We start from the raw sequence: 24,888 nt of genomic DNA on the forward strand, positions 1-24,888 counted from the left end.
CCCTTTCGCTGCCCGTTGCCCGTTGCCCATTGCCCGTTGCTCCAGCAGCTGCCGGCCGCCGTCGCTCAGGGCGTGTAGACCGTGGGGCGCGGTGCGGTCGGCATGTCGGCGCCCAGGAAGAAGCTGGGGTGCGGAGGCTGGTTGTACGCCGTGTTCTGCCAGGCCAGGGCCGTGCGGTACTGGGGGTCGTGGAGGAGCGTGGTGATCCTGGTGGTGGTCTGGTACGGCGTCGAGTAGATGCGCAGGGCGCGGTTGTCGGCGGTGCGCCACACGACCTCCTCGCGCCAGTCGCCGAGGAGGTCCCCGGACAGCGCGGGCGTGGCCTTGGTCCCGTTGTTGGAGGCGACTCCGGAGCCGGTGAGCAGACGGGTGTCGCCGGAGGGGCCGTACTTGTCGATGTGGGTGCCGTCGAGGAGTTCGCGGACGGTGTCGCCGTCCCACCAGGACAGGAAGTTGACGCCGGCCGGCTCGCGGCCGAGGGAGGCGCCGGTGGCGGAGCGCAGGGTGGTGTCGGAGGCCGACCACGCCTCGGCGCCCGGGCTGCCGGCGTAGATGTCACCGGCGACACCGCGGCCGTTGTCGGAGCCGGAGGCCGTCTGCCACAGGATCTGCCCGGTGCGCGCGTCGGCCATCCAGGAGCCCGGCTTGCCCGACTCCTCGTCGACCTTGAAGTACTCCAGGCCCGGCCGGGCGGGGTCGAGGTCGCCGAGGTGGGCCGCGTCGCCGTGGCCCATGCGGGTGGTCCACAGGCCGGCGCCGTTGTCGTCCACGGCCATCGCGCCGTACACGATCTCGTCCTTGCCGTCGGCGTCCACGTCGGCGACGGACAGCGCGTGGTTGCCCTGACCGTCGTACCCCTTGCCGGAGTTGGTGGAGGAGTTGGTGTCGAAGGTCCAGCGGCGGGTGAACTGGCCGCCGCGCCAGTCCCAGGCGGCGATGACGGTACGGGTGTAGTAGCCGCGCGCCATGATCAGGGAGGGCCGGGCGCCGTCCAGGTACGCGGTGCCGGCGAGGAAGCGGTCGACGCGGTTGCCGTAGGAGTCGCCCCAGGAGGAGACCGTGCCGCGGGCGGGGACGTAGTCGACGGTCTGCATCGCCTTGCCGGTCTGCCCGTTGAACATGGTCAGGTACTCGGGCCCGGACAGGATGTAGCCGCTGGAGTTGCGGTGGTCGGCGGAGACGTCACCGATGACCGCGCCGGTGCCGTCCCGGGTGCCGTCGGCGGTCTTCATCGCCACCTCGGCCTTGCCGTCGCCGTCGTAGTCGTACACCTGGAACTGGGTGTAGTGCGCGCCGGAGCGGATGTTGCGGCCCAGGTCGACGCGCCACAGGCGGGTGCCGTCCAGCCGTATGCCGTCGACGTAGGTGTTCCCGGTGTAGCCGGACTGGGAGTTGTCCTTGGCGTTGGTCGGCTGCCACTTCAGGACCAGGTCGAGCCGGCCGTCACCGTCCAGGTCGCCGGTGCTCGCGTCGTTGGCCTCGTAGGTGTAAGCCACTCCGTCCGGGGTGGTGCCGCCGGCCGGCGGGGAGACCGGTACGTCGAGATAGCCGGGCCGGAACTGGAGGGCGTGCTCCGAGGCGGGCTGTTCGGTGCCGCCCACCACCGCGCGCACCGTGTAGTCGGCGGAGTCGGGGGCGCCGGAGTCGAAGTAGTTCGTGGAGGCGGTCAGCGGCGCGGAGTTGAGTCTGGTGCTGCCGCGGTAGACGTTGAACGCCACGTCGTTCGGGTCGGTGGCGAGCCAGCGCCAGGACACCAGGTTGCCACTGCTGGTGTGGACGCTGGTCAGGCCCCGGTCGAGGCGTTCCACCTGCCGGGCGGTCGCCGCGTGCGCGGTCCCCGGCAGTCCGGCGAGCGCGGTGGCGGCCAGCGCGGCGGCGGTCAGGCCGACGGTGAGCCGGTGGCGCGTGCCCCGGGACCGCTGCGGGGGGCGGGCGAGCGGGTGTGTGTCGGTCACGATGACCTCCGAGGGATGGGGGCGCGGCCGGCAGTGCGCTCACGCGAGGATTGGGAACGCTCCCACGGCGTGTGAGACTAGGGACGCCCTGATCCGGGGTCAAGGATTCCGACAGAGTTCGTGTTCGGCCTTGTTCGGATCCGTGCCTTTCTTGTGTCTCCTGGTGGACAGGAGACGAGGTTGGCGACTGCGCGGGGTGACGGCCTCGTCCTTGTCGTAGAGGTCCGCGTGCGTCGCACCCTCGATCAGGAACAGCTCGGGTACCGGCGATCATGCGGATTCACACGCCGCTCGCATCCGCACAACGGGCCTCTTTCCTCCCCGGTCAGGGCTCACCCAGGGACAGCTTTGGCCCACCCTCTCGGCTGCGGTTTCTGAGAGAATCGTGTCCATGGACGCCGATGCGCACCCCAACGAGCTGGGGGAATTCCTCAAGGCCCGCCGGGCCGAGCTCAGCCCGCGCACGGTCGGACTGCCCGACACCGGCGCCAAGCGGCGGGTGAGGGGCCTGCGCCGCGAGGAGGTGGCGCTGCTCGCGTCCATCAGCACGGACTACTACACCCGTCTGGAACAGGGGCGCAGGCAGGCATCCGCCACGGTCCTGGACGCCCTCGCCCGGGTCCTGCACCTCAACGACGAGGAGCGCGCGTACCTGCTGGAGGTGGCCGGGAAGACCGCCGCACAGCCCCGCCGCCAGGCGGCACAGGCCGTGCGCCCGCAGCTGCGGCGCGTGCTCGACGAACTCACCACCAGCCCGGCCCTCGTTCTGGGCCGCCGCATGGACATTCTCGCCTGGAACCCGATGGCCGCCGCGCTGCTCACCGACTTCTCGAGAATTCCGGAGAAGTACCGTAATTACGCATGGCTGCTCTTTTCCGATCCGGCCATGCGGAAAATCCATGTGCACTGGGAAGACATGGCGCGCGCCTGCGTGGCCATGCTCCGCAGGGAAGCCGGCCGCGACCCGCACGATCAGCACATGGCGCGCCTCGTGGGCGAGCTCTCCATCGCGGATGACGACTTCCGTCGCTGGTGGGGCGACCACCGCGTCGCGAGCCGCACCAGGGGCAACAAGGTGCTGCGTCACCCGGTCGCGGGAGAACTCACTCTCGACTGGGACGCCCTGTCCGTGGCGGGCGACCCCGAGCAGCAGCTCGTCGTCTGGACCGCCGAACCCGGCACGCCCTCACACGACGCCCTGCGCCTCCTCGCCTCCTGGACCGCCACCACCGACCGCTCCGCGGCTCCGCCGGAACGGTGAGCGGGGGGAGGAAGCGTACCGGCGTGAACGGCACGCCTCCCCCGCGCGTCAGCCTCCGGCCGCGTACCGCGCGAACCGCGCCCAGCCGTCCCGGCCGACGGCGAAGTCCGGGCGCGTGACGTCCTTGGAGTCGCGCACGCGCACGGCCTGCCCGGTAACGGCGACTTCAACCCAGCTATCGCCCTGGCTGCCGCTGTAGCCGGACTTGGACCAGGCGAGTTCCGACGTGCTCATAGTTCCCCTCGGAGTCGCTCCGACGACACGGAACCGTACCCGCCGAGCGGCAAGACGGTGTGGGCCGAGATCGGTCTTCCCGGAAGGCCGCGGACGACGGGACCGTGAAACGCGCGGACCTGGGTACCCGCGCTCTCACGAACGAAAGTACCGGCACGTCTGGAAGGTGATCGCCGTGTCCCGTACGCAGCCCCGCTACGAGGCAAGCCCTCAGGCGCACGGATCGGAACCGGTGGGCGAGCTGGTCCAGCGGGCCTCGCAGCAGCTGACCGAGCTGGTGCGGGGCGAGCTGCGTCTGGCGCAGGCGGAGATGAAGGAGAAGGGCAAGCACTACGGCAAGGGCGGCGGGCTGTTCGGCGGCGCCGGGCTGGTCGGGTTCCTGATGCTCCAGGCCCTGGTCGCCACCGTGATCGCCGCTGTCGCCGTAGCGCTGCCGGTGTGGGCCGCCGCCCTGATCGTCACCGCCGTGCTGGGCGTGATCGCGGCGGTGCTGGCGCTGACCGGCAAGAAGCAGGTCGCCGAGGCCTCGCCGCCCGCTCCGGAGCAGACCATTCAGAACGTGAAGGCCGATGTGGCCGAGATCAAGGAGAGTGCGCACCGATGACCCAGCCGCCCCACGACGAACCCACCGCCTCCAGCCCCCAGGAACTGCGCGAGCAGGTCGAGCGGACCCGGCACGAGCTGGGTGAGACGGTCGAGGCGCTCGCGGCGAAGACCGACGTCAAGGCCCGCGCCCAGGAGAAGGCCACCGAGGTCAGGGAACAGGCCGCCACCAAGGCCGTACAGGTCAAGGAACAGGCCGCGTCCAAGGCCGCCGAGGTCAAGGAACAGGCCGCGGTGAAGGCCGTACAGCTCAAGGACAAGGCGGGTGGCCTCGCCCACCAGGCGCAGGACAGGCTGCCCGACCCGGTCCTGCAGACCACCGCGCAGGGCGCGCGCTGGGCCCGGAGCAACAACCGCGCCCTGCTGCTCGCCGGCGGCGCGGCGGTCGTACTGCTGCTGGCCTGGCGCCGCAAGAGGTAGCGGCGGCGAGCGGGTCGTAGCGGTAGTGCCAAACCCGGCCGTCCGACGACGGTGCGGGACGTCAGCCTGGCGGTGTGCCGCTGGAGTGGAGCCGGGATGGTCCTGGCTCCACTCCGTGGTGCGGGCGGGTCACTGGAACTGTGCGAAGAACCTCCAGATCTCTGCTTTGGTCCAGGTGGTGACCCCGCTCTCGGCGGAGGAGCCGTCGACCGGACCGGGGATGTGGTCTCCGTCGAACGCGGCCCATTGGACCGGGTATCCGGCGCGGCAGCCCGCGTAGGCGGTGGTGATGTGCGTGCGGCTGCCCGGCGCGGGCTCGCGCGGGCTCTGGGGAGTGCAGCCGTTGTTGCTGACGAACCGGTCGCGCAGGGACCGGCCTTGCGCGATGTTGAGGACGGAGTCGCTGATGCCGTGGATGCCGAAGTAGGCGATGGGCTGGGTGCCGCCGGCGCACCCGCTGATCTCGGCGCCGGACATGACCGCGACGGCCCTGAAGACGTTCGCCCGGCTGCACGCGAGGGCGTAGCTCATGCCGCCGCCCCAGCTGAATCCCGTGGCGAAAAGCTGTGCCGGGTTGACACAGAGGCCGCCCTCGATGCGCCGGATCATGTCGTCGACGAACGTGATGTCCTCACCGCCCGTGTTGGCCCAGCCGTTGCCGAGACCCTGAGGGGCGACGAGGATCGCGCTGTTGTTCGACTGCTCCTGCTGGCCGTAGTACGACCAGGCGCTCCCGCTCGTGCCGCCCGAGGCGACGTCGGCGGCGGTTCCGCCCCGCCAGTGGAACGCGAAGATCAGCCGGTAGGGGTGAGTGTTGTCGTAGTTGGCGGGGACCCGGAGGATGAAGCTGCGGCTCTTGCCGCCGCTCTGCATCGTGTACGTGCCGCTCGTCAGAGCCGGGGCGCTGCCGCATCCGCCGTTGCCGCCGGACGACAGTTTGACCAGCTGCCACTGCTGGTTGGCGCCGCCCCAGTCGCTGTACTGGACGACGTTGCCGCCGTCGGCGGTGGAGGCACCCTGCACCTCCACCGCCTTGCCGCTGGCGCGGTTGATCAGCCGGACGTGCCCCGCGTCGGAGTCGGCCAGGCGGAACTGCTGGTTGGCCGCGTTGTTGTCGGTCCACTGCTGGATCGCGGCACCGTCCGCGGTCGAGGCGCCGGCCACGTCGAGCACCTTGCCCGAATTCCGGGACTTGATGCGGTAGTAGCCGTCGCCGGAGTCCACGAACTGCCACTGCTGGTTGGCTCCGTCGTGACGCGTCCACTGGCTGATCCGCGCGCCGTCGGCGGTGGAGGCGCCGGAGACGTCCAGCGCCTTGCCGCTGTTGCGATTGACCAGGACGTACCACGCCTGGGTGTCCACCGCCTGGGTGTCCACCGTCGCCGCCCCGGCGGGCGCCGGATTCACCGCGGCGAGCAGGCCGGCCGCGAGGGTCGCCGCCACCACGGAGGCGACCCGGGACCACCAGCGACGCCTTCGTGGCGGGGCGGGGGAGACCGCACCGTAGGTCTTCATCGGTTCACCCTTTCGCTTGCGGCAGGTTCACCTCAGGAACGGGTCCAGCGCTGGTTGCTGCCACCCGAGCAGGAGTAGAGCTGGATCTGGGTGCCGTTGGCGGTGCCGGCCCCGACGGCGTCGAGGCAGAGGCCGGACTGGACGCCGACGATGGATCCGTCGGAGTTGAGGCGCCACTTCTGGTTGTCGCCGCCCCAGCAGGTGTAGATCTGGACCTTGGCGCCGTTGCCGGTGCCGGCGGCGTCCAGGCACTTGTCACCGTAGACCCTGAGCTCGCCGGAGTCGGTGGACGTCCACTGCTGGTTGGTCGCGCTGTTGCAGTCCCACAGCTGGAGCTGGGTGCCGTCGGTGGTGGAGGCGCTCGGCACGTCCAGGCAGCGGCCGGAACCGACGCCCTTGATCTGTCCGCCAGTCGTGGGAGGCGGGGTGGTGGAGCCGCCGTTGAGCGCGTTGAGGACGGCGGTGTAGGCGGGCTTCTTGCTGCCGTCGTTGTTGAACAGCAGCGGGGTGTCACTCGATCGCCAGGAGTCGCTGTCGCGCACGCCCCAGACCGTGATGCCGAGGCAGCGCGAGACGGCCAGGCAGTCGTTGGTCACGGCGGCGTAGGTCGAGGACGAGGCACCCTGGATGTCGAGCTCGGTGATGGCCACGTCGACGCCGAGGGCGGCGAAGCTCTGCAGCGTGGTGCGGAAGTTGCTGTTGTACGGGCTGCCGCTGTTGAAGTGGGACTGGAAGCCGACGCAGTCGATCGGCACGCCCCGCTGCTTGAAGTCGCGGACCATGTTGTACACGCCCTGGGTCTTGGCCCAGGTCCAGTTCTCGATGTTGTAGTCGTTGTAGCAGAGCTTGGCGGACGGGTCCGCGGCACGCGCGGTGCGGAAGGCGACCTCGATCCAGTCGTTGCCGGTGCGCTGCAGGTTGGAGTCGCGCCGGCCGCCCGAACCGTCGTCGGCGAACGCCTCGTTCACGACGTCCCACTGGGCGATCTTGCCCTTGTAGTGGGCCATCACGCCGTTGATGTGGTCGATCATCGCCTGGCGCAGTGTGCTGCCGCTGAGGCTCTGCATCCAGCCGGGCTGCTGGGAGTGCCAGGCCAGGGTGTGGCCGCGCACCCGCTTGCCGTTCTGCACGGCCCAGTTGTAGACGCGGTCGCCGGCGGTGAAGTTGAACTGGCCCCGCTGCGGTTCGGTGGCGTCGATCTTCATCTCGTTCTCGGGCGTCACCATGTTGAACTCACGGTTCGCGATCGACGTGTACGCCGAGTCGCCCAGCCTGCCCGAGGCGATGGCGGTGCCGAAGTAGCGGCCGCTCTGCGCCGCCGCGGCGCCGAGCGTGCTCTCGGCGGCGTGTGCCGTCGACGGCGCGGCCAGTGCGCCGGCCGCGCCGAGGGCGCCGACGACCAGCGCAAGCAGCGGGCCGCGGATCTTTCTGCGGACAACGGATCCGGGAAGGGCGTACGAGCCCATCACTGTGCCTCCAGGGTGGGAATCGGGGAAGGACTTGAAGTGCCGTGGCAGGTGCTCGGGTGCCGCATGGAGGGCCCAGGGCGGCACGGTTCGGCATCTCGCGGTTCGGCATCTCGAACTGAGGCCGGTTACTCAGACACGGATGATTGAGGTGTTGACGGTGGATCGTCAATACTTCCCACGGAAGAAATTTCGACTACATTTCCGAAACATTTCGGATCGGGTCGTCGCCGCAGACAGCTCGGCGGCAGGCCTTGACCGGTCAGCCGCACATTCCTAACGTGTGGCGCCTGGCGTCCGGGAACATTGCGAAACTTTCGAATTGACCCCGCCCCAGAGGGAGGCTGCCGAAGTGACTTCGTGCGACCGGACTTTCGCGGTCACGGCTACGCGGGATCCAGTACGGGCTTCGCCGGGAGCCGGCCGTTCTTCTCGCAGCGCAGCTCCTTGGCCATGGCCAGCGAGAAGGAATGGGCCACGGTCGCATAGGCGTTCTTCAGCGCCCTGACGTCGCCCTCGGGCGGCTTCGGCATGCCCCAGCGCTCTACGCCGACGACGATATGGGCGGGACCCAGCGGGTCGGCCAACTTGTCGGTTCGGCAGGCGAATTGGACGTACGCCATGTCCGCCGCCGCCAGGGTCTCCTCGCCCATCTCCAGCACGGTGAACTTCGGGGCGGGGGTGCCCGTCGGGGCGCCGTCAACCCGTCTCCAGGTGATTCTGAGCTGGAAATGCGGCGCGCCGATGGGCAGGTAAACACGGCAGGCGTCCCCGCGATACACCTTGGGGTCCCAAAACGCCTCGGCAAAATCCGCCGCGGCCTGGGCGACCGTGTACTCCTTCGACGACGCCTCGAACCGCGACGACCCCGTGATCACCTTCAGTGCCTTGGCCGCGTCGGCGGACATGGCGTTGCCGCCGCAGAGCTGTGTCCCCCCGACGACCTTGTAGTCCTTCGGAACACCGTCTCTGTCCCCGTCCTCCCCGCACCCCGTGGCCCCGAGAAGCAACGAGCCGGCCACGGCCACGGCAAGGAGTCCCCCGCGCACCGACCCACGACTGATCACTGTCCGCATCCTCACGTCCCCGGCGGCTACGCGGGATCCAGTACGGGCTTCGCCGGGAGCCCGCCGTTCTTCTCGCAGCGCAGCTCCTTCGCCATGGCCAGCGAGAAGGAATGGGCCACGGTCGCATAGGCGTTCTTCAGCGCCCTGACATCGCCCTCGGGCGGCTTCGGCATGCCCCAGTGCCGCACGTTGACGAAAAGGTGGGCCGGTCCCGCCAACTCGTTCAGCCTGGGGCTCCGGCACGCGAAAAAGACGTAGGCGTTGTCCACCCCCGCCACGGCCCGCTCCCCCATCTTCAGCACGGTGAAATCCGGGTCCGGGGCACCCGTCGGGGCGCCCTCTTCCAGGCCCCAGGTGATCCTCAGTACGAAATCCGGCGTGCCTATGGGCATGTAGACACGGCAGAGGTCCTTGGTCAGAGTGGGGGCCGGGAATGCCTCGGCGATCTCCGTCGCGGCCTGAGCGACGGAGTACTCCTCCCCCGACGCCTCGAACCGCGACGACCCCGTGATCACCTTCAGCGCCCGGGCCGCGTCGGCGGACACGGCATGACCCCCGCAGAGCCGCGTCCCCGCGACGACCTTGTAGTCCTCCGGGAGATGGTCGTCATCTCCGTCCCCTCCGCAACCGGTGACCCCGAGAAACAGCGAGCCGGTCATGGCCGCGGAGAGGAACCCCCCGCGCACCGACCTACGATTGATCACTGTCCGCATCCTCACGTCGTCTCGGCGCCCTCCCCGGCCGCCTCCGCCCGCATCCCGCCGACGTGCGGCACCGGACCGATCACCCGTCTCTTGTATCACCGTTCGCCCTTGGAATGGCGGTAGTTGATCTCTTCGGTGCCGACGGACGCCATCCCGAGGGCGCGCGTTCCAGGGGCTGCCTTCCGTCTTCGGTGGAGCGTTCCCCCGCGTCGGAGGAGGCGCCGTGCGCGCGCTCACCCGAAGTGGCGATGCCCCGGCGGTCGTCCGCGGGGAGGCTGCGGGGGACGGACAGGAAGGGGAGTCACCATGTGCGGCATAGCGGGTTGGGTGGATTTCGAGCGTGATCTCCGGCTGGAGCGGGCGACCGCGCAGGCGATGACACGGACGATGAGCCTCCGCGGACCCGACGAGGAGGGCGTCTGGCTGGGCCGGCACGCCGCCCTGGGGCACCGGCGGCTGTCGGTCATCGATCCGGCGGGCGGCCGGCAGCCGATGATCGCGGAAGGCGACGGGCAGCCGCTGGCGGTCCTGACCTTCAGCGGAGAGGTCTACAACTACCGTGAGCTGCGCGCGGAGTTGCGCACCCGCGGACACCACTTCCGCACCCAGAGCGACACCGAGGTGGTGCTGCGCGGCTATCTGGAGTGGGGCGAGGGGCTCACCGACCGGCTCAACGGCATGTACGCCTTCGGCATCTGGGACGTCCGGCGCGAGGAACTGCTGCTCGTCCGCGACCGCATGGGCGTCAAGCCGCTCTACTACCGTCCCACGCCGCACGGGGTGCTGTTCGGCTCCGAGCCGAAGGCGATCCTGGCCCACCCGGACGTCCCGCGCCGGGTGACCGCCGACGGGATGCGGGAGCTGCTGGAGATGGTCAAGACCCCGGGGCACGCCCTGTTCGACGGCATGCGCGAGGTGCGGCCGGGGCACGTCGTCCGGGTGCGGCGCACGGGTCTGGCCGAGCACCGGTACTGGGCGCTGGAGGCCAGGGAGCACACCGACTCCCTGGAGGAGACGGTGCGCACCGTACGGGAGTTGCTGGAGGACATCGTCTCCCGCCAGCTCGTCTCGGACGTCCCGCTGTGCAGCCTGCTCTCCGGGGGGCTCGACTCGTCGGCGGTGACGTCGCTGGCGGCGCGGGCCGTCCGGGCGCAGGGCGGCGGCGCCGTGCGCACCTTCTCGGTCGACTTCCACGGCGCCGCGGAGAACTTCGTGCCGGACCCGTTCCGCGGCACCCCCGACGCGCCCTTCGTCCGCGACCTCGCCGATCTGGTGGCGGCCGACCATCACGAGATCCTGCTGGACAGCGACGAGCTGACCTCCCCCACGGTGCGCGAGGCGGTGCTGCGGGCGCTGGACCTGCCGCCGGTCTGGTACGGCGACCTGTGGCCGTCGATGTACCTGCTGTTCCGCGCGATCCGGGAGCAGTCGACGGTGGCGCTGTCCGGTGAGTCCGCCGACGAACTCTTCGGCGGGTACAACTGGTTCCACAACCCGGAGGTGGTCGCCGCGGAGACCTTCCCGTGGCTCACCGCCGGGCCCGCCGCGCTGTTCCTCGGCACGCACCTGTTCGACGGCGGCCTGCTGGACCGGCTCGACCTGCCCGGGTACCGGCGCGCGGCCTACCACGACGCGCTCGCCGAGGTGCCCGTGCTGCCCGGGGAGGAGGACCTGGAGAAGCGGATGCGCCAGCTCGGCCACCTCCATCTCACCCGCTTCGTCAACACGCTGCTGGACCGCAAGGACCGCACGAGCATGGCGGTGGGCCTGGAGGTGCGGGTGCCGTTCTGCGACCACCGGCTGGTGGAGTACGTCTTCAACACCCCGTGGGCGATGAAGACGTTCGACGGGCGGGAGAAGAGTCTGCTGCGCGCGGCCACCCGGGACGTGCTGCCGCGCAGCATCGTGGAGCGGGTGAAGGCGCCGTATCCGAGCACCCAGGACGCGGGGTACGAGAAGATCCTGCGCGACTCGCTGGCCGAGCTGCTCGCCGGCGGCACCGCGCCCGTACTGCCGCTGCTCGACCTGGGCCGGGTGCGGCAGCGGCTGGAGCGGCCCGTCGGGAACGGCTCCACCCAGGCGACCAGGATCGACCTGGAGGTGCCGCTGGCCGTCAACGCCTGGCTGGACTCGTACGGCGTCACCGTGGACGTGTAGAGAAACCGTCCGGTCTGTTCTCGGGGTGGGCGGTGAGACCGTCCACCCGAGTGGTGCGTCCCCGACGCCTCTCTGACCTGCTCCTGGGCGGCAGGGGCGCGATTCCCGACCCGACTTCTCGGTGACCGCTGTCAAAAAAAACCGGTCCTCCAGTATCTTATGGGGGTCGGACGGCCGTATCGCCGCGTTCCTTGGGGGGAATCATGAACGGATGGGACATCGCCGCAGCCGCGCCAGGGGCCGTCGCCGAGGAGGTGCGGGTCCTCGTCGCCGACCACGACCCGATCTCCCGGCACGTCCTCGGCGGGGTGCTGCGCGCCACCCGCGGCCTCAGTGTCGTGGGGGCGGTGGACGCCCGGCAGCCGACGAGCCGGTGGCCCCTCGACCGGGTCGACGTCGTGGTGCTCGCCGTCGGCCCGCACGAGGATCCCGTGCCCGCCGTCCGCGCCCTGCACGGCCGCCGGGTCCGGGTGCTGCTGATGGGCACCGAGTGGAGCCGTGGCCGGCTCACCGGGGCGCTGGCCGCCGGGGCCGGCGGCTGCCTGGTCAAGGACGCCCGCCTGAACGGGCTGGGCAGTGCCGCCCACGCCGTCGCGGCCGGGCACACGGTGATCTGCGCGCACCTGCACGAGGTCTACACGCCGCGCAGGACCGCACCCGGGGCACCGGCCGCGGCCGGTGGGAGCGCGCGGGAGCCCGGCCGGCTGCTGGCGCTGCTCACCCGGCGGGAACGTGACGTGCTGCGGGTGCTCGCCGAAGGCGTGTCCACCGCGGAGGCGGCCGCCCGGCTCGGGGTGTCGTCGGCCACCATCAAGAGCCATGTCTCGCACGCCCTGACCAAGCTGGGCGCGCGCAACCGGGTCGAGGCGGTGCTCATAATGCAACAAGCCGCGCTGTACGACGGGGGCGTGCCCGACGACGAGGTCCGGCTCGCCCGGGCCAGCTGACCGGCGGCCCGCGGCAGCGGTGCCGGGCCGAGGCGTGTACCCCCTGAGCGGGCGTGCTCCAGGCAGCGCGCTCAGGGGGCGGCGCCCGGGGCGGGAAGGGCGCGGAGCGGGCGGAGGAACCGCGCCCCGGCCTCTCGCCCCGGCGGCTCAGCGGCGGCGCAGCCGCGGCAGTGCCGCGGCCATGCGCTCCACGGCCTCCTCCAGGAGCGCGGCCGGCGCGGCGAAGGACAGCCGGACGTGTCCCTCCCCCGCCGCGCCGAAGGCCGTGCCGGGTGCGAGGGCCACCCCGGCCTCCGTGAGCAGCCACCGGCTGAACCCGGCCGACGACAGGCCGGTCTCCCGGATGTCGGCGAAGGCGTAGAAGGCGCCCTCGGGCCGCGGGCACCGCACTCCCGGCAGGGCGTTCAGCCCGGACACGACCGCGTCCCGGCGCCGCTGGTACTCGCCGGTCATGGCGCGCACCGCGTCCTGCGGGCCGGTGAGCGCGGCCAGCGCGCCGTACTGCGCGAAGGAGGACGCGCAGCTCACCGTGTGCTCCTGGACCTTCAGCGCCTGGCTGATGAGCGGTGCGGGGCCGGCGAGATAGCCGAGCCGCCAGCCGGTCATGGCGTACCCCTTGGAGAAGCCGTTCACCGTGAGGGTGCGCCCGGCGGCTCCGGGGAGCGCGGCCACGCTGACCGGCGCGCGGCCGTCGAAGGTGATCTTCTCGTAGATCTCGTCGCTGATCACCACCAGGTCGTGCTGCTCGGCGAACGCCCGGACGTCCTCGGCCTCCTGCCGGGTGAGGACGCGGCCCGTGGGGTTCCCCGGGGTGTTGACCAGCACGGCGCGGGTGCGTGCCGAGACACAGGACTCCAGCAGGTCCCGGGTGAGGCGGAAGCCGTCCTCGCCGCGCAGCGCGGCCGGCACGGCACGGGCGCCGGCCAGGCTCGCCATGGCCGGGTAGCTCACCCAGGCCGGGGTGGGCACGATCACCTCGTCGCCCGGGTCGAGCACCGTCATCAGGGCCACGAACAGCGCGTGCTTGGCCGAGGGGGTCACCACGACCCCCTCGGCCGGGTCGACGGTGACGCCGTTGTCGCGGGCCAGCTTCGCCGCGACGGCCCGCAGCAGTTCGGGCAGCCCCTGGCTGGGCGTGTAGTGCGTGCGTCCCTCGCTCAGGGCACGAGCCGCCGCGGCGCTGATGTGCGGCGGTGTGTCGAAGTCGGGCTCACCGCCGCCCAGGTCCACCACCCGTACGCCGTCCGCGCGCAGCCGCTGGACGGTCTCCCGCAGGGAGAAGGTGGCCGATCGCTCGATGTGCGAGAAGCGCTGTGCGACGCGCGGACTCATGACGTGTGCCTCCGGGCCGGTGGGAGAGGGGCGGGACGGGCCGCCCGCCTGCGGGCGACGGGGCGCCGGGTGCGCGGACGGCCGGCGGGGGCCGGTGTTCCGGCGGGGGTGGCGAGCAGGTCCGCCGCGATCCCGTCGGCGTCCCGCATGAGGTAGCTCCACGCTCCCGGGCGCCCGCTGGCGCCCTGCATGAACCAGCGGGTGTGCTCGGTGGGGATGCCTAGCACGTAGAGCCCCCGGTCGGGTGACCCGTCGCGTCCGACGGGGTGGTACGGGCTGTGGCCGACGGCCACCCCGCCCGTGTCGAACCGGTCGTCCCCGGCGCCGTTGACGTAGCTCGTCCACAGTCCTCGGGCGCGCAGCGCGCGGGTGAGCGGGCTGCGGTCGGTCCGCAGGTCCGGGACGGGGATCCGGGCGTCCACGAGGGTGTCGGCCTCGACCCTGGAGCCGGCCACCGCGGCCGACTCCAGGACGAAACGTCCCGTCGCCTCGTCGCCCCGGAACTCCGTGCCCGGTCCGACGACGCGGAGCACGCCGCACTCCATCAGCGCGAGCGCCTGCCGGACCCGCGCGGCCGGCGGTCCGGCGGACAGGAACCCGGCCCGTGGCACGTACCAGCCGAGGAAGTCGTCGCGGTGCGAGCGGGGGGTGAGCCCGGAGAAGTCGACCAGGGCGCGGATCACCGAACGGCAGTCGCGCAGCACGTCGAGCGCGGCCTTCAGCGGGGAGTCCACGTTGCCGGCCGACGCCTCCCGGAGGTCCTCCCGCAGCCAGGCGCGCAGCGCGGCCTCGTACTGCGCCGGGGAGGCGAACCGCCGGCCGGTGAACGGCCTGGCCAGCGCGTCCAGGTCGAGTCGCGGCAGGTCGCCGGCCCGGTGCCCGGCGGCGATCCGGGGCACGTCGGGTGCGGTGCCGTCCGCGGCGCCGACGACCTCGGCGACGAAGCGGTCGCGCGCCCGGGGGCCGTGGCGGGCGGCGAGGGCGGTGCCGTAGTAGACGACGTCCATCTCCGCGAGCAGCCAGGGCAGCACGTCCCGGCGGAAGTCGAGCGGGCCGGCCGCCGTGCCCCGCACCCGTTCCGCGGTGAACAGCAGCGGGGCCCGCACCAGGTTGCGCGGCTTCTGGTTCCGTCCGCGGGCGGGCAGCGGCACCCCGCTGCGCGAGCCGGCCGCGATCAGCGGCTCGGCACCGCTCGGCAGATAGCGCAGCCGGTCGCCGCCCGCCGGTACGAACCGCCCGCCCCGGCCCTCGGTCAGCGCGGCCAGCACGTCGTAGAACGACAGTCCCAGGCCGATGATCCCGACCGGCGAGCCCGGTTCGACGGCGGCCAGCGGCAGGTCGGCCGCCGAGTCCCCGGCCAGATGGCGCAGGGCGGGGCGGTCCGCCGCGAACGCGGCCAGCCGCAGGTCCCGGCCGGCCGGGGCGTGCACGGAGTGCCCGGTGGTGAGCACCACCCGGTCGGCCGTCAGGCGGGTGCCGTCGGCGAGGGCGAGCCGGTAGCCGGGGCCGGCCGGCGCCAGGTCGTCGACGCGGGCCCGCACCCGGTGCACGGTCACCTCCGGCGGCAGCCCGGCCTGCACGCAGTCGAGGACGTAGCGCAGGTAGCCGCCGTAGCGGGCGCGGGGCGCGTAGTCGTCGGGGCCGGGGCAGGAGGGGTCCACCGTCTGCCACCACTCCAGGAAGGACGGTCCGGCACCGGCCCGGGGCGGGCCCTGGTCCGGGGGCCCGGAGAAGGCGCACAGCTCGCCCGCGACGGTGTTCATCAGGAACCAGTCGGGCTGGTCCGTACGGTAGATCCGGCCGGGGCCGACCTCCACGGCGTCGATCAGGTACAGCTCGGTGGCGGTCCGGCGCGGGTCCGCGCTCAGGCGGGCCGCGAGGCGTTCCACGACCTCCAGGCCGCGCGGGCCGCAGCCCACCACCGCGATCCGGCGGACCGTCATCCGGTGCTCACCCCTGCCCGGTGGCCGTGCCTCATCGTCCGGCCGGTACGGGCGCACGGCGGCGCTCCAGGTCCCGGGCGACCCGCTCGCGCACCACGGCCAGGTCCTCGCAGTCGCCGTCGAGCCGCTCGCTGACGTGGACCCGGTACAGCTCCTCGAGTTCGTCCTCGGTCACCGTCACGCCGAGTCCGGCCACCAGGTGCCGCAGGACGGTACGTCCCGAGTGCCGCCCGATGAGCAGCGAGCGCTCCCGGCCGAACCGGGCCGGCTCGACGAACTCGTAGGTGCTGGGATCGCTGAGGATGCCCTGCTGGTGGATGCCGGCGGCGGTGCCGAAGACGTACTTGCCGAACAGCGGCTTGTTGCGCGGCTCCGCCAGGCCGATCATCTCGCGCAGCCGGCCGTACACCGCGTACATCGCGTCCAGTCGGATGTCGGTGTGCATGCCGAGCAGCTCCCCCTTGTAGGCGAGCAGGGCGGCCAGTTCCTCCAGCGGGGTGTTGCCCGCGCGTTCGCCGATGCCGCCGAGCGTCACCTGGACCTCGTCGGCCCCGGCCTGCAGCCCGGCCAGCGCGTTCGCCAGGGACAGGCCGAAGTCGTCGTGGCAGTGGGTGGAGACCCGGACCGGCGGCGGGGCCCAGGCGCGCACCTTGCGGACGAGGTCGCCGAACTCCTGCGGGGTGTGGCAGCCCGTGGTGTCCGCCAGGACGATGCAGCTCGCCCCGGCCTGCACCGCGGTCTCGGTCAGGGCGCGGACCAGGTCGTCGTCGCCGCGGGTGGCGTCCTCGATGCCGACGGAGATGTGCCGCACGCCGAGGGACCGGGCGAAGGCCACCGTGTCGGCGACCTCCCAGATGGCGGTCTCCCGGCTGATGCCCCGCTTGTGCACCAGGTGGACGCGGCTGCCGGTGGCCGACATCTGCAGTTCGTGGTTCTCGGTGCCGCCTGCCTCGACGGCGGCCTGGACGTCCCTGCGGGTGGTCCGGGAGAACGTGGCGAACCGGGTGCCGGTGAGGTTCCGGGCGATCAGCCGGGTCGCCTCGAAGTCGCTGGGCGAGGAGGCGGGGAAACCGGCCTCCACGCAGTCGACCCCCAACCCGGCCAGGTCCAGGGCGAGTTCCAGCTTCTGCTCGGGCGTCATCGCGTTGCCCGGGGCCTGTTCGCCGTCGCGCAGCGTCGTGTCGAAGACGGAGACGCGGCGGGTTCGCGGCTGCTCGGTCATGCTTCCTCCTCTGGTGTGGCGGGACGGTCCGGTACGGGTCGGCCGACGGGTTCCACCGGGCGCTCCCACACCACCAGTCCCACCGCTCCGCGCGGGCTGCGCGGCGCGTGGACGCTGTTCGGTGGCATCACCAGCAGCGAGTTGGCCGGGTAGACGCCGTCGTCGGTCTCCAGTTCTCCGCTGAGCACGTAGATCAGCTCGTAGCCGGGATGCCGGTGGGCCGGGGCCACCGCTCCGGGCAGGTAGCGCATGACGGCCGCGGCCGGTCCGCCCGGGCCGGTGTCGTCGGTGGTGTAGAGGGCGTGCATCTCGGCGCCCGCGCGGCCCCCGGCGAGCACGGGCCGGAAGTCCAGCGCACGCCGGGTGAAGGACGTGCCGGGCAGGCCGGCGAAGAGCGCGGGCAGGAGTTCGGCGGCCGGTTCGGCGGTCATGGTGTCCCCTTCGGACGGTACGGTGCCCGCTGCCCGCGGTGCCGCGTGCGGGGCGGCCGGGTCAGTCGCCGACACGGCCCACGACCCCGTCGGCCCAGCGGTGGGCGTGCCGGTCGGCCGCGGCGCGGTCCCGGAACGCGTAGGTCTTCAGCAGCCAGCGCGAGCGGGACCGTTCGGGGTCGACGACCTCGATCTTCTCCCGGCTGTGCAGGCCGTTCTGGTTGGCGAAGACCAGCAGGTCGCCCTCGAGGACGCGGTGCCGCTTCTTCTCCGCGCGGACGAGCGCGTCCTTCAGGGCGAGCAGCGCGTGCAGGGCCTCGGCGGGCGCGCCGGGGGCGGCCGTGGTGTGGGTGTCGAGGTAGCGAATGCCGGCCTCGCCCTCCAGGATCGGGTGGGGTTCCGAGACCGTCAGGCCGCTGTTGTTGTCCCGCGAAACGATGTCGAACGGGGTGACGAAGTGGGGTTCGCCGAGCACCCGCCGCTGCCCGGGGGTGAGTCCGGCGCGCAGGGTGCGGCCCTCGACGAGCGCCGTGTACGTCAGCTCCTCGGCGGGGCAGCGCATGCCCAGCAGGCTGATGTAGTCGGCCCGTACGGGGTGGGCGGTGCGGTCGTTGTGGTAGGCCAGCTCCCCGTCGCTGTAGCCGGTCTGCTTGCCGCGGTAGCGGTCGATGGAGAAGACGTCGGTGAAGAAGTCGCCGTTGAAGCGGGTGGCGTAGGACAGCAGGGGCGTCCCGGTGAGCTGGGCGAAGAGTTCCAGGAACGCCTCGGCGACGAACGTGTGCTTGCGCGCCCGCTTGTCGGCCTGCGGGTCGGCGTGCCCGAGGACGGGGATCTCCGCGTCGAGGGGGCAGTTGCGCAGGACGTGCGTGTCGGAGACGCCGGCGGCGCGTTCCTCGGCGACGGCCCGGGCCACCGCCGTGAAGGAGGCCGGGACATCGCCGCGTTCGATCATGTCGGTGACCGAGCGGGAGAAGGCCGGGTAGTCCTCGTAGGGGCTTCCCTTGGCGGCGCCGAGCAGTTCGCGCAGGGCGTCCCGGTCGGCGTCCGGGACGACGTGGAAGGGTTGCATGGGGTCCTCCGGGTTCAGGCCGCCGCGCGGCCGAGCGCCCGGTCGACCGTGGTGACGGTCGCCGTGCGGGCCAGCAGGGTCAGGGCGGCTTCGTGCAGTTCGGGGGTCTCGGTGGCGGTGGCGTCCGCCAGGACCTCGACCCGGTAGTCCCGGTCGTGTGCCTCCCGGGCCGTGGAGAGCACCACGAGGTCCGTGGTGACGCCGAGCAGGAGCAGGGTGTCGACCTCGCGGGCGCGCAGCAGCGTGTCCAGGTGGGTGCCGTGGAAGGCGCTGACGCGGCGCTTGGCGACGACGGGTTCGCCGGGCTCCGGCTTCAGCTCGTCGACCACCCGGGTGGCCCAGGTGCCCAGCAGCAGCCGGTCGCCGTCGGGTACTTCGGCGAAGAGCGGCGAGTCCCGCGGCCAGTCCCCGTAGCCCGGGGTGAAGCCGACGACCACGTAGATCACCGGGATGCCCTGGGCGCGGGCCCGGGCGATCGCGGTCGCGCTGCGTTCGATCACGCCCCGTTCGACGACCTGGTCCAGGCACTTGTCGGGGAAACGTCCCTCGGGGTGGGCGATCTCGTTGATGAGGTCCAGTACCAACAGGGCCGGTCTGCGTCGCATGTCCGCCTCGTGTTCGGGTGGTCGGGGCTCGGGTGGTGGGGGCTCGGGTGGTGGGGGCGGGTCCGCCGGGGCCGGCTCAGCGGGTGACGGGCAGGGCGGGACGGCGGCGCCGCTCGTACGCCGTGATGTCGGGCTCGTGCCGCAGGGTCACGTCGATCGGGTCGAGCCCGCGCAGCATCAGCCGCCGGGACGCCTCGGGGACGGTGAAGGGCTGCTCGACGTCCGCGCAGCTGACCGTGGACCGCTCCAGGTCCACCCGGACCGGCACGAACGGGTCCTCCTCGATCAGCTGCCACAGCCGTTCCACGACCGGCTCCGGGCACTCGACGGTGAGCAGGCCGCGCATCAGGGAGTTGCCGCGGAAGATGTCGCCGAACCGGGGCGCGAGCACGGCCCGGAAGCCGAAGCGCATCAGTGCCCACACCGCCGACTCGCGGGACGAACCGGTGCCGAAGTCGCGGCCCGCGACGAGCACCGTGGCGCCCTGGTGCTGCGGCTGGTTCAGGACGAAGGCGGGGTCATCGCGCCAGTCGGCGAAGAGGGAGTTGGCCAGTCCCCGGTCGCTGAAGTACGGCACGTAGCGCGCCGGGATGATCTGGTCGGTGTCCACGTTGTCGCGGCGCAGCGGGACGGCGGTGCCGGTGTGGACGGTGAACTTCTCCATGGTGCGGTCGTTCCTCACAGGTCGGCGGGGGAGGCGATGCGGCCGGCGACCGCGGTCGCGGCGGCGACGGCGGGAGAGGCGATGTGGGTGCGGGCACCCTTGCCCTGGCGGCCCTCGAAGTTGCGGTTGGTGGTGGACACGGCCCGTGCGCCGGGCGCGAGGCGGTCCTCGTTGAGCGCGCAGCACATGGAGCAGCCGCCCACGGCCCGGAAGTCGGCGCCCGCCTCGGCGAACACGCGGTCGAGGCCCTCCTCGACCGCCTGCCGGTGCACGGCCGCGGAGCCGGGCACGATGAGCAGGTGCAGGTCCTCGGCGACCCGCCGCCCCTTCAGCACGCCGGCGACCTCGCGCAGGTCCTCGATCCGCCCGTTGGTGCAGGAGCCGACGAACACGGTGTCGACGGCGACGTCCTTCATCGCGGTGCCGGGGGTCAGGTCCATGTAGGCCAGTGCGCGCCGTGCCGCGGCCCGGTCTTCGGCGCCGTCGGCCTGGTCGGGCTCGGGCACCCGGCCGTCCAGCGGGACGCTCTGGCTGGGGTTGGTGCCCCAGGAGATCCGCGGCCGCACGGTGGCCGCGTCGATGACGACTTCCCGGTCGAACACCGCGTCCGCGTCGCTGCGCAGGGTCCGCCAGTGGGCCGCCTCCGCCTCCCAGGCGGCTCCCCTCGGCATGCCCGGCCGCGCGCGCAGATAGTCGAGGGTCACCTCGTCGGGGGCGACGAGACCGGCACGGGAGCCGGCCTCCACCGACATGTTGCACAGCGTCATCCGGGCTTCCATGGAGAGCGCCGAGACGGCCTCTCCCCGGTACTCGATGACGTGGCCCTGTCCGCCGGCGGTCCCGATCCGGGCGATCAGCTCCAGGACGAGGTCCTTGGCGGTGACACCGGCGGGCAGCCGTCCCGTGACGGTGACCGCCATGTCCTTCAGCCGGGGCATCGGCAGTGTCTGGGTGGCGAGGACGTGCTCCACCTGGCCGGTGCCGATGCCGAAGGCCAGCGCGCCGAAGGCGCCCAGGGTGGTGGTGTGCGAGTCGCAGCAGACGATCGTCATCCCGGGCCGGACCAGGCCGAGTTCGGGCCCGATGACGTGCACGATGCCCTGGCCGGGGTCGCCCAGCCGGTGCAGCGGGATGCCGAACTCCGCGCAGTTCTCGCGGATCAGCCGCGACTGCCGGCGGCCGGCCGGGTCGGCGATGACCCGGTCGACCGCCCGGGTCGGGGTGTTGTGGTCCTCCGTGGCCACCGTGAGATCCGGCCTGCGCACGCGGCGGCCGGCGGCCCGCAGGTCGTCGAAGGCCCGTGGGGTGTTGGCCTCGTGCAGCAGGTGGAGGTCGATGTAGACGAGGTCGGTCCCGCCGTCCCGGCCGTCCCCGTCGTCCCCGCGCCGGATGGTGTGCTCGTCCCAGATCTTCTGCGCCAGTGTCGCCATGGGCGAAAGACTGCCGACCGCGGCGGGCGCGCTCATCGGCCGTCGGCTGAGGCGGCCCCACCGGCGCGCACGGCCCTCCACCCAAAGTGGAGGGCCGTGCCGCGGGGGTTGAGGGACGGCTCCACCCCGGTCAGGGGCGGAGGACGACCTTTCCGGTGGTACGGCGGGCCAGCAGCTCCTCGTGGGCACGGCGCGCGTCGGCCAGCGGGTACTCGGGGCCCGCGACGGGGCGCAGCAGGCCCTGCCCCACGAGGTCGAGCATGGTGGCCAGCGGGCCGGTGACGGCGCCGGGCCGGGCCAGCGCGCGGCGCAGCCAGAATCCGACGACCGAGGCGCTGAGACGGCCCAGCCGGGCGGGGTCGACGGGGGTGAACGGCGTGCGGGAGGCGTTGCCGTAGGTGACGAGCCGGCCGAAGTCGGCGAGCGCGTCGAGGGCCTGGTCGAACAGCGGGCCGCCCGTGGCGTCGAGGATCACGTCGGCCCGCCGCGCCAGCGGGTAGTCGGCGATGCCGTCGGCGCCCAGCCGCAGGGCTAGTTCCCGCTTGGCCGGGGACGAGGCCTGGGCGAGCACCTGTCCGGCGCCGAAGTGCCGGGCGAGCTGCACGGCCAGGCTGCCGACGCCGCCGGCCGCGGCATGGACCACGACCGTCTCGCCGGGCTCCAGGCGGGCGGCGGAGGTGAGCAGGTGCCACGCGGTGAGCCCCTGCATGGGCAGCGCCAGGGCGTGGGCGGCCGGGAGTTCCCCGGGGACCTCGGTCACCGCGGCCGCGTCGGCGACGGCGTACTGGGCGTATCCGCCGCGCACCCGGGCCAGGACGCGCCGCCCGTCCTCGGTGCGCCCGACGACCTCGCTGCCCGGTACGAAGGGCAGTTGGTCCGCGGCGAGGTAGGAGCCGTCGACCTGGTGGGTGTCGGCGAAGTTGACGCCGGCCGCCTCCACCTCGATCAGCAGCTGGTCCGGCGCGGGCCGCGGGACGGGGACGCGGACGTGTTCGAGCACCTCGGGGCCGCCGAACCGGGCGAAGCGTACGGCGTACATGTCGGCAGCCATCTCAGAGCCCCGATCCTCCGCTGGCGCTGATCCACTGACCGGTGATCCAGCGGGCTTCGTCGGAGGCGAGGAAGGCGACGATGTCCGCGATGTCCGCCGGGCGGCCGATGCGGTTGAAGACGGACAGGGCCGCCAGGCCGGCCGCCGCCTCGGGCGTCTGCCGCAGCATGGCGTTCATGTCGGTCTCGACGAAGCCGGGCGCGACGGTGTTGACGGTGATGCCGCGGTCGCCGACGTGCTTGGCGAGGCCGAGGGTGAGGACGTCCACGGCGCCCTTGGACATGCAGTAGCCGATGGACTGCGGGAAGGCGGTGCGGGTCGACGCCGAGGAGATGTTGATCACGCGGCCGCCGTCACGCATGCGCTCGAGCCCGTACTTGGTGACGAAGAACGTGCTCCTGGTGTTGGTCGCGAAGAGTTCGTCGAAGAGTTCCTCGGTGGTCTCCTCGATGGTCCCGACCGGTCCGACGGCCGCGTTGTTGACGAGGATGTCGAGTCCGGGTCCGGCCCCGAGCCGGGCGAGGCCGGCGTCGAACTCGGCGTACAGCCGGCGGGCCGCGTCCGGTGCGCGCAGGTCGGCGCGGATCGCGAAGGCGGTGCCGCCGTCGCCGTTGATGGCGTCGACGGTCTCCCGCGCGGCCTGTTCGTTGCTGCCGTAGTGCACCGCCACGCGCGCGCCGTCGGCCGCGAGCCGCAGTGCGGTGCCGCGGCCTATGCCCCTGCTCGCCCCCGTGACCAGAGCGGTCAGGTTCTCCAGCTTTCCCATGCCCGACGTTTCCTCCGTGTTCTGGACGCCCCCACGCGGGTGGGCGCGCCTACAGCGAAGGGCCCTCACCCACGCAGGGGTGAAGGCCCTTTCCGAGCTTCCCAATCAGTCTGTCGAGAGTCGAGAACGGCGGGTTCCCCCTGTGCCCACCGCTCGGCGCCCGCAGTCTACGCGTCGGACGGCTCCTCGTCCGGTCCGCCGTCCGCCTCGGCGGCCCGCAGGTCGGCGACGAGCTTGGCACCGCGTTCCGCGGAGGTGTCCACCTGTCCGAGCAGACCGGGGACCGCGATACTGGGCAGCACGATGTCGTACAGCAGGGAGACGCGCTCCTCGATGTCGGCCATCTCCGAGGTGGCCTGGGACATCAGCTGGATGCCGGTGAACGCCGCCACCATGGTCTGGGCGATACGGTCGGGGTCGATGTGCGGCAGCACCTCGCCGCCCTCCTTGGCGAGGGTGAGCTGCCCGGCCGCCACGTCTATCCAGTCCCGCCACGGCCGGCCGAAGAAACGCTGGGCGCCCTGGTCGGCCGCGAGGCGTGCGGCTCCCCGCAACAGGGGCTCACGGGGCAGCCGGTGGGCCAGGATGAGTCCTGTGTCCACGAACGACTGGATCTTGATCGGCTGCTCGGGCGGCAGCCCCGTCACCGCGTGCTCCAGCACGCCCTGCGCCAGCTCCTCCTTGGAGGCGAAGTGGAAGTACAGCGCTCCCTTGGTCACCTCGGCCCGCTCCAGGATCTCGGCGATCGTCGCGGATTCGTAACCGCGCTCGGCGAACACCGCGGCGGCGGCCTCGAGGACCGCGTTGCGCGTCCGGATCGCGCGTTCCTGTCGTGCCATGCGAGATCTCCTGCGGAGTACCTAGAGGACTGGCCAGGTTCATTCAAAACCGGTCACGCCGTATCCTACGCCACCCACCGGGGCGGGCCACCCTCCGCCGATTGCCGCTTGACATCCGGGTTCTCCGGACCGTCTCATGAAAAAGAACCGCGCGCCCTGTATGTTTATTCCTCAGCTCCACCTGTCTTGATCCCTGGGGGGGGACATGATCGACACAGCGAGCCACACCCTGCCCGCGCCGCTCGTACCGCTGCCGGCCGTCCGGAGTGAATCCGTGGCCATATCGGCGGCGTTCGCCCATCGCGTCGCGGACGAGGACGTTCTCGTCACCGGCTGGACGCAGCGCGGGAACACCTCCTTCGCACTCGACATCGACTGGTCGGGCCCGCACGTCTTCTTCGCCCCGGCCCGCGGGAGCGCTCACCACCACATGCTGATCGCGCAGACGCTGCGCCAGGTCGGCCTCGGCCTCGTGCACGCCGCGCTCGGCGTCTCCCGGTCGCACCACTTCCTGATGAACGACCTCACCTACTCGATCGACGCGCGGCACCGCGTCGACCCCTCCGCGCCGCTGCGCGCCTACGCTCACGGCACCTGGACGGGGCGGCGCAGCCTGGAGATGCACATCGGTCTCCACCAGCGGGGAGCGGCCTACCTCACCAGCAGGTCCAGCTTCACCTGGGTGCCCGATCCGGTCTACCGCCGGCTGCGCGGCGAGCGGCTGACGGCCGTTCCGCCGCAGGGGGCGGCGCGTCCCGTCGCGCCCCGGGTGGTCGGGCGCGACCACGCCTCGGAGGTGGCCCTGGCGCCCGGCGCGCGGCCGGGCACCTGGCAGTTGATCGCCGACACCGGCCACCCCGCGCTGATCGACCACGCCGTGGACCACGTACCCGGCCTCGTCCTCCTGGAGGCGGCGCAGCAGGCCGCCTACGCCTTCCGCGGCGAGCGCGGCTTCGACCCGACGGCACTGGCCCTGACCGCCCACCGGTACGTCGAGTTCGACGCGCCCTGCCTCCTGGAGGCTCGCGAGGTCCCCGCGTCGTCTCCCGGCTCGGCCGGCATCGAGGTCGTCGGCCGGCAGCGGGAGGAGATCACCTTCCGCTGCCTGATGCTGTCGCTGCTTCGTGAAAACTGACCCCCTGGCAGTCTCCGAATCTTGACCCCTCCGGACTCTTGGAGGGTGCTGAACGTGGAGGACTGGGCAGAG

General features: G+C 72.2%; 23 protein-coding genes. 6 read left to right on the forward strand and 17 right to left on the reverse strand.

Annotated elements, in window-relative coordinates:
- Window positions 1-65: 65 nt before the first annotated feature.
- Window positions 66-1,883: a rhamnogalacturonan lyase gene (locus AB0E62_RS10330; RefSeq protein ID WP_362190772.1), complete on the reverse strand. Its 1,818-nt coding sequence runs from the start codon at window positions 1,881-1,883 to the stop codon at window positions 66-68.
- Between the two features lie 463 nt (window positions 1,884-2,346).
- Between AB0E62_RS10330 and AB0E62_RS10335 the strand changes: the two genes are divergently transcribed.
- Window positions 2,347-3,216 (forward strand): helix-turn-helix domain-containing protein, encoded by an 870-nt coding sequence (locus AB0E62_RS10335; RefSeq protein ID WP_362190714.1) that lies wholly within the window; start codon window positions 2,347-2,349, stop codon window positions 3,214-3,216.
- A 48-nt stretch (window positions 3,217-3,264) separates the two neighbouring features.
- Here AB0E62_RS10335 and AB0E62_RS10340 read toward each other — a convergent pair whose 3' ends face one another.
- Window positions 3,265-3,450 carry a DUF397 domain-containing protein gene (locus AB0E62_RS10340; protein ID WP_362190716.1) on the reverse strand — a complete coding sequence of 62 codons (186 nt, stop codon included), beginning with the start codon at window positions 3,448-3,450 and terminating at the stop codon, window positions 3,265-3,267.
- A 232-nt stretch (window positions 3,451-3,682) separates the two neighbouring features.
- On the opposite strand from AB0E62_RS10340, the gene AB0E62_RS10345 reads away from it, so the two are divergent.
- Window positions 3,683-4,054, forward strand: a complete 372-nt coding sequence (locus AB0E62_RS10345; protein ID WP_362190774.1) for a phage holin family protein — start codon at window positions 3,683-3,685, stop codon at window positions 4,052-4,054.
- A complete protein-coding gene (locus AB0E62_RS10350; protein ID WP_362190718.1) occupies window positions 4,051-4,473 on the forward strand; it encodes a DUF3618 domain-containing protein in 423 nt (140 codons plus the stop codon). The genes AB0E62_RS10345 and AB0E62_RS10350 overlap by 4 nt, the downstream gene beginning before the upstream one ends.
- A 129-nt stretch (window positions 4,474-4,602) precedes the next feature.
- On the opposite strand, the gene AB0E62_RS10355 is transcribed toward AB0E62_RS10350, so the two are convergent.
- From AB0E62_RS10355 to AB0E62_RS10370, 4 genes are all read right to left on the reverse strand, one after another.
- Window positions 4,603-5,919 carry an RICIN domain-containing protein gene (locus tag AB0E62_RS10355; protein ID WP_362190776.1) on the reverse strand — a complete coding sequence of 439 codons (1,317 nt, stop codon included), beginning with the start codon at window positions 5,917-5,919 and terminating at the stop codon, window positions 4,603-4,605.
- Window positions 5,920-6,020: 101 nt separating this feature from the next.
- Window positions 6,021-7,454 (reverse strand): endo-1,4-beta-xylanase, encoded by a 1,434-nt coding sequence (locus AB0E62_RS10360; RefSeq protein ID WP_362190720.1) that lies wholly within the window; start codon window positions 7,452-7,454, stop codon window positions 6,021-6,023.
- 386 nt (window positions 7,455-7,840) lie between these two features.
- Window positions 7,841-8,530, reverse strand: coding sequence for a hypothetical protein (locus AB0E62_RS10365; protein ID WP_362190722.1), 690 nt, complete (start codon window positions 8,528-8,530; stop codon window positions 7,841-7,843).
- 17 nt (window positions 8,531-8,547) lie between these two features.
- Window positions 8,548-9,234 (reverse strand): hypothetical protein, encoded by a 687-nt coding sequence (locus AB0E62_RS10370; RefSeq protein ID WP_362190724.1) that lies wholly within the window; start codon window positions 9,232-9,234, stop codon window positions 8,548-8,550.
- 297 nt (window positions 9,235-9,531) lie between these two features.
- On the opposite strand from AB0E62_RS10370, the gene asnB reads away from it, so the two are divergent.
- Window positions 9,532-11,382 (forward strand): asparagine synthase (glutamine-hydrolyzing), encoded by a 1,851-nt coding sequence (gene asnB, locus AB0E62_RS10375; protein ID WP_362190726.1) that lies wholly within the window; start codon window positions 9,532-9,534, stop codon window positions 11,380-11,382.
- A 203-nt stretch (window positions 11,383-11,585) separates the two neighbouring features.
- Complete coding sequence (locus AB0E62_RS10380; protein ID WP_362190728.1) at window positions 11,586-12,329, forward strand: response regulator transcription factor; 744 nt, start codon at window positions 11,586-11,588, stop codon at window positions 12,327-12,329.
- Window positions 12,330-12,476: 147 nt separating this feature from the next.
- On the opposite strand, the gene AB0E62_RS10385 is transcribed toward AB0E62_RS10380, so the two are convergent.
- The 11 genes from AB0E62_RS10385 to AB0E62_RS10435 all read right to left on the reverse strand — a co-directional run bounded on the left by AB0E62_RS10385 (window position 12,477) and on the right by AB0E62_RS10435 (window position 23,681).
- Window positions 12,477-13,661: a pyridoxal phosphate-dependent aminotransferase gene (locus tag AB0E62_RS10385; RefSeq protein ID WP_362190730.1), complete on the reverse strand. Its 1,185-nt coding sequence runs from the start codon at window positions 13,659-13,661 to the stop codon at window positions 12,477-12,479.
- Window positions 13,658-15,604, reverse strand: a complete 1,947-nt coding sequence (locus AB0E62_RS10390; RefSeq protein ID WP_362190732.1) for an FAD/NAD(P)-binding protein — start codon at window positions 15,602-15,604, stop codon at window positions 13,658-13,660. Before AB0E62_RS10390 ends, AB0E62_RS10385 begins: the two co-directional genes overlap by 4 nt.
- Before the next feature lie 31 nt (window positions 15,605-15,635).
- Window positions 15,636-16,826: a pyruvate carboxyltransferase gene (locus tag AB0E62_RS10395; RefSeq protein WP_362190734.1), complete on the reverse strand. Its 1,191-nt coding sequence runs from the start codon at window positions 16,824-16,826 to the stop codon at window positions 15,636-15,638.
- Window positions 16,823-17,257, reverse strand: coding sequence for a cupin domain-containing protein (locus AB0E62_RS10400; protein ID WP_362190736.1), 435 nt, complete (start codon window positions 17,255-17,257; stop codon window positions 16,823-16,825). The genes AB0E62_RS10395 and AB0E62_RS10400 overlap by 4 nt, the downstream gene beginning before the upstream one ends.
- Before the next feature lie 61 nt (window positions 17,258-17,318).
- Window positions 17,319-18,326, reverse strand: coding sequence for a TauD/TfdA family dioxygenase (locus tag AB0E62_RS10405; protein WP_362190738.1), 1,008 nt, complete (start codon window positions 18,324-18,326; stop codon window positions 17,319-17,321).
- A 14-nt stretch (window positions 18,327-18,340) separates the two neighbouring features.
- Window positions 18,341-18,931 carry an isochorismatase family cysteine hydrolase gene (locus tag AB0E62_RS10410; protein ID WP_362190740.1) on the reverse strand — a complete coding sequence of 197 codons (591 nt, stop codon included), beginning with the start codon at window positions 18,929-18,931 and terminating at the stop codon, window positions 18,341-18,343.
- A gap of 76 nt (window positions 18,932-19,007) precedes the next feature.
- Window positions 19,008-19,595: a 3-isopropylmalate dehydratase small subunit gene (gene leuD / locus AB0E62_RS10415; protein WP_362190742.1), complete on the reverse strand. Its 588-nt coding sequence runs from the start codon at window positions 19,593-19,595 to the stop codon at window positions 19,008-19,010.
- A 14-nt stretch (window positions 19,596-19,609) separates the two neighbouring features.
- The gene (gene leuC / locus AB0E62_RS10420; RefSeq protein ID WP_362190744.1) at window positions 19,610-21,025 is read right to left on the reverse strand and encodes a 3-isopropylmalate dehydratase large subunit; all 1,416 of its coding nucleotides are present in this window, start codon (window positions 21,023-21,025) and stop codon (window positions 19,610-19,612) included.
- Window positions 21,026-21,155: 130 nt separating this feature from the next.
- Window positions 21,156-22,064 carry a zinc-binding dehydrogenase gene (locus tag AB0E62_RS10425; protein WP_362190778.1) on the reverse strand — a complete coding sequence of 303 codons (909 nt, stop codon included), beginning with the start codon at window positions 22,062-22,064 and terminating at the stop codon, window positions 21,156-21,158.
- 13 nt (window positions 22,065-22,077) lie between these two features.
- Window positions 22,078-22,842 carry an SDR family oxidoreductase gene (locus AB0E62_RS10430; RefSeq protein WP_362190746.1) on the reverse strand — a complete coding sequence of 255 codons (765 nt, stop codon included), beginning with the start codon at window positions 22,840-22,842 and terminating at the stop codon, window positions 22,078-22,080.
- A gap of 167 nt (window positions 22,843-23,009) precedes the next feature.
- Window positions 23,010-23,681: a ScbR family autoregulator-binding transcription factor gene (locus AB0E62_RS10435; protein ID WP_362190748.1), complete on the reverse strand. Its 672-nt coding sequence runs from the start codon at window positions 23,679-23,681 to the stop codon at window positions 23,010-23,012.
- Window positions 23,682-23,886: 205 nt separating this feature from the next.
- Between AB0E62_RS10435 and AB0E62_RS10440 the strand changes: the two genes are divergently transcribed.
- Complete coding sequence (locus AB0E62_RS10440; protein WP_362190750.1) at window positions 23,887-24,816, forward strand: ScbA/BarX family gamma-butyrolactone biosynthesis protein; 930 nt, start codon at window positions 23,887-23,889, stop codon at window positions 24,814-24,816.
- Window positions 24,817-24,888 lie beyond the last annotated feature (72 nt).

It is taken from the genome of Streptomyces sp. NPDC038707 (genome assembly GCF_040636485.1).
Lineage (GTDB): Bacteria > Actinomycetota > Actinomycetes > Streptomycetales > Streptomycetaceae > Streptomyces.

Excerpts from the sequence above, each read along its gene's own strand:
- AB0E62_RS10335 (WP_362190714.1), top strand. The coding sequence starts at position 2,347 with ATGGACGCCGATGCGCACCCCAACGAGCTGGGGGAATTCCTCAAGGCC.
- AB0E62_RS10340 (WP_362190716.1), bottom strand. The coding sequence starts at position 3,450 with ATGAGCACGTCGGAACTCGCCTGGTCCAAGTCCGGCTACAGCGGCAGC.
- AB0E62_RS10350 (WP_362190718.1), top strand. The coding sequence starts at position 4,051 with ATGACCCAGCCGCCCCACGACGAACCCACCGCCTCCAGCCCCCAGGAA.
- AB0E62_RS10360 (WP_362190720.1), bottom strand. The coding sequence starts at position 7,454 with ATGGGCTCGTACGCCCTTCCCGGATCCGTTGTCCGCAGAAAGATCCGC.
- AB0E62_RS10365 (WP_362190722.1), bottom strand. The coding sequence starts at position 8,530 with ATGCGGACAGTGATCAGTCGTGGGTCGGTGCGCGGGGGACTCCTTGCC.
- AB0E62_RS10370 (WP_362190724.1), bottom strand. The coding sequence starts at position 9,234 with ATGCGGACAGTGATCAATCGTAGGTCGGTGCGCGGGGGGTTCCTCTCC.
- asnB (WP_362190726.1), top strand. The coding sequence starts at position 9,532 with ATGTGCGGCATAGCGGGTTGGGTGGATTTCGAGCGTGATCTCCGGCTG.
- AB0E62_RS10380 (WP_362190728.1), top strand. The coding sequence starts at position 11,586 with ATGAACGGATGGGACATCGCCGCAGCCGCGCCAGGGGCCGTCGCCGAG.
- AB0E62_RS10385 (WP_362190730.1), bottom strand. The coding sequence starts at position 13,661 with ATGAGTCCGCGCGTCGCACAGCGCTTCTCGCACATCGAGCGATCGGCC.
- AB0E62_RS10390 (WP_362190732.1), bottom strand. The coding sequence starts at position 15,604 with ATGACGGTCCGCCGGATCGCGGTGGTGGGCTGCGGCCCGCGCGGCCTG.
- AB0E62_RS10395 (WP_362190734.1), bottom strand. The coding sequence starts at position 16,826 with ATGACCGAGCAGCCGCGAACCCGCCGCGTCTCCGTCTTCGACACGACG.
- AB0E62_RS10400 (WP_362190736.1), bottom strand. The coding sequence starts at position 17,257 with ATGACCGCCGAACCGGCCGCCGAACTCCTGCCCGCGCTCTTCGCCGGC.
- AB0E62_RS10405 (WP_362190738.1), bottom strand. The coding sequence starts at position 18,326 with ATGCAACCCTTCCACGTCGTCCCGGACGCCGACCGGGACGCCCTGCGC.
- AB0E62_RS10410 (WP_362190740.1), bottom strand. The coding sequence starts at position 18,931 with ATGCGACGCAGACCGGCCCTGTTGGTACTGGACCTCATCAACGAGATC.
- leuD (WP_362190742.1), bottom strand. The coding sequence starts at position 19,595 with ATGGAGAAGTTCACCGTCCACACCGGCACCGCCGTCCCGCTGCGCCGC.
- leuC (WP_362190744.1), bottom strand. The coding sequence starts at position 21,025 with ATGGCGACACTGGCGCAGAAGATCTGGGACGAGCACACCATCCGGCGC.
- AB0E62_RS10425 (WP_362190778.1), bottom strand. The coding sequence starts at position 22,064 with ATGTACGCCGTACGCTTCGCCCGGTTCGGCGGCCCCGAGGTGCTCGAA.
- AB0E62_RS10430 (WP_362190746.1), bottom strand. The coding sequence starts at position 22,842 with ATGGGAAAGCTGGAGAACCTGACCGCTCTGGTCACGGGGGCGAGCAGG.
- AB0E62_RS10435 (WP_362190748.1), bottom strand. The coding sequence starts at position 23,681 with ATGGCACGACAGGAACGCGCGATCCGGACGCGCAACGCGGTCCTCGAG.
- AB0E62_RS10440 (WP_362190750.1), top strand. The coding sequence starts at position 23,887 with ATGATCGACACAGCGAGCCACACCCTGCCCGCGCCGCTCGTACCGCTG.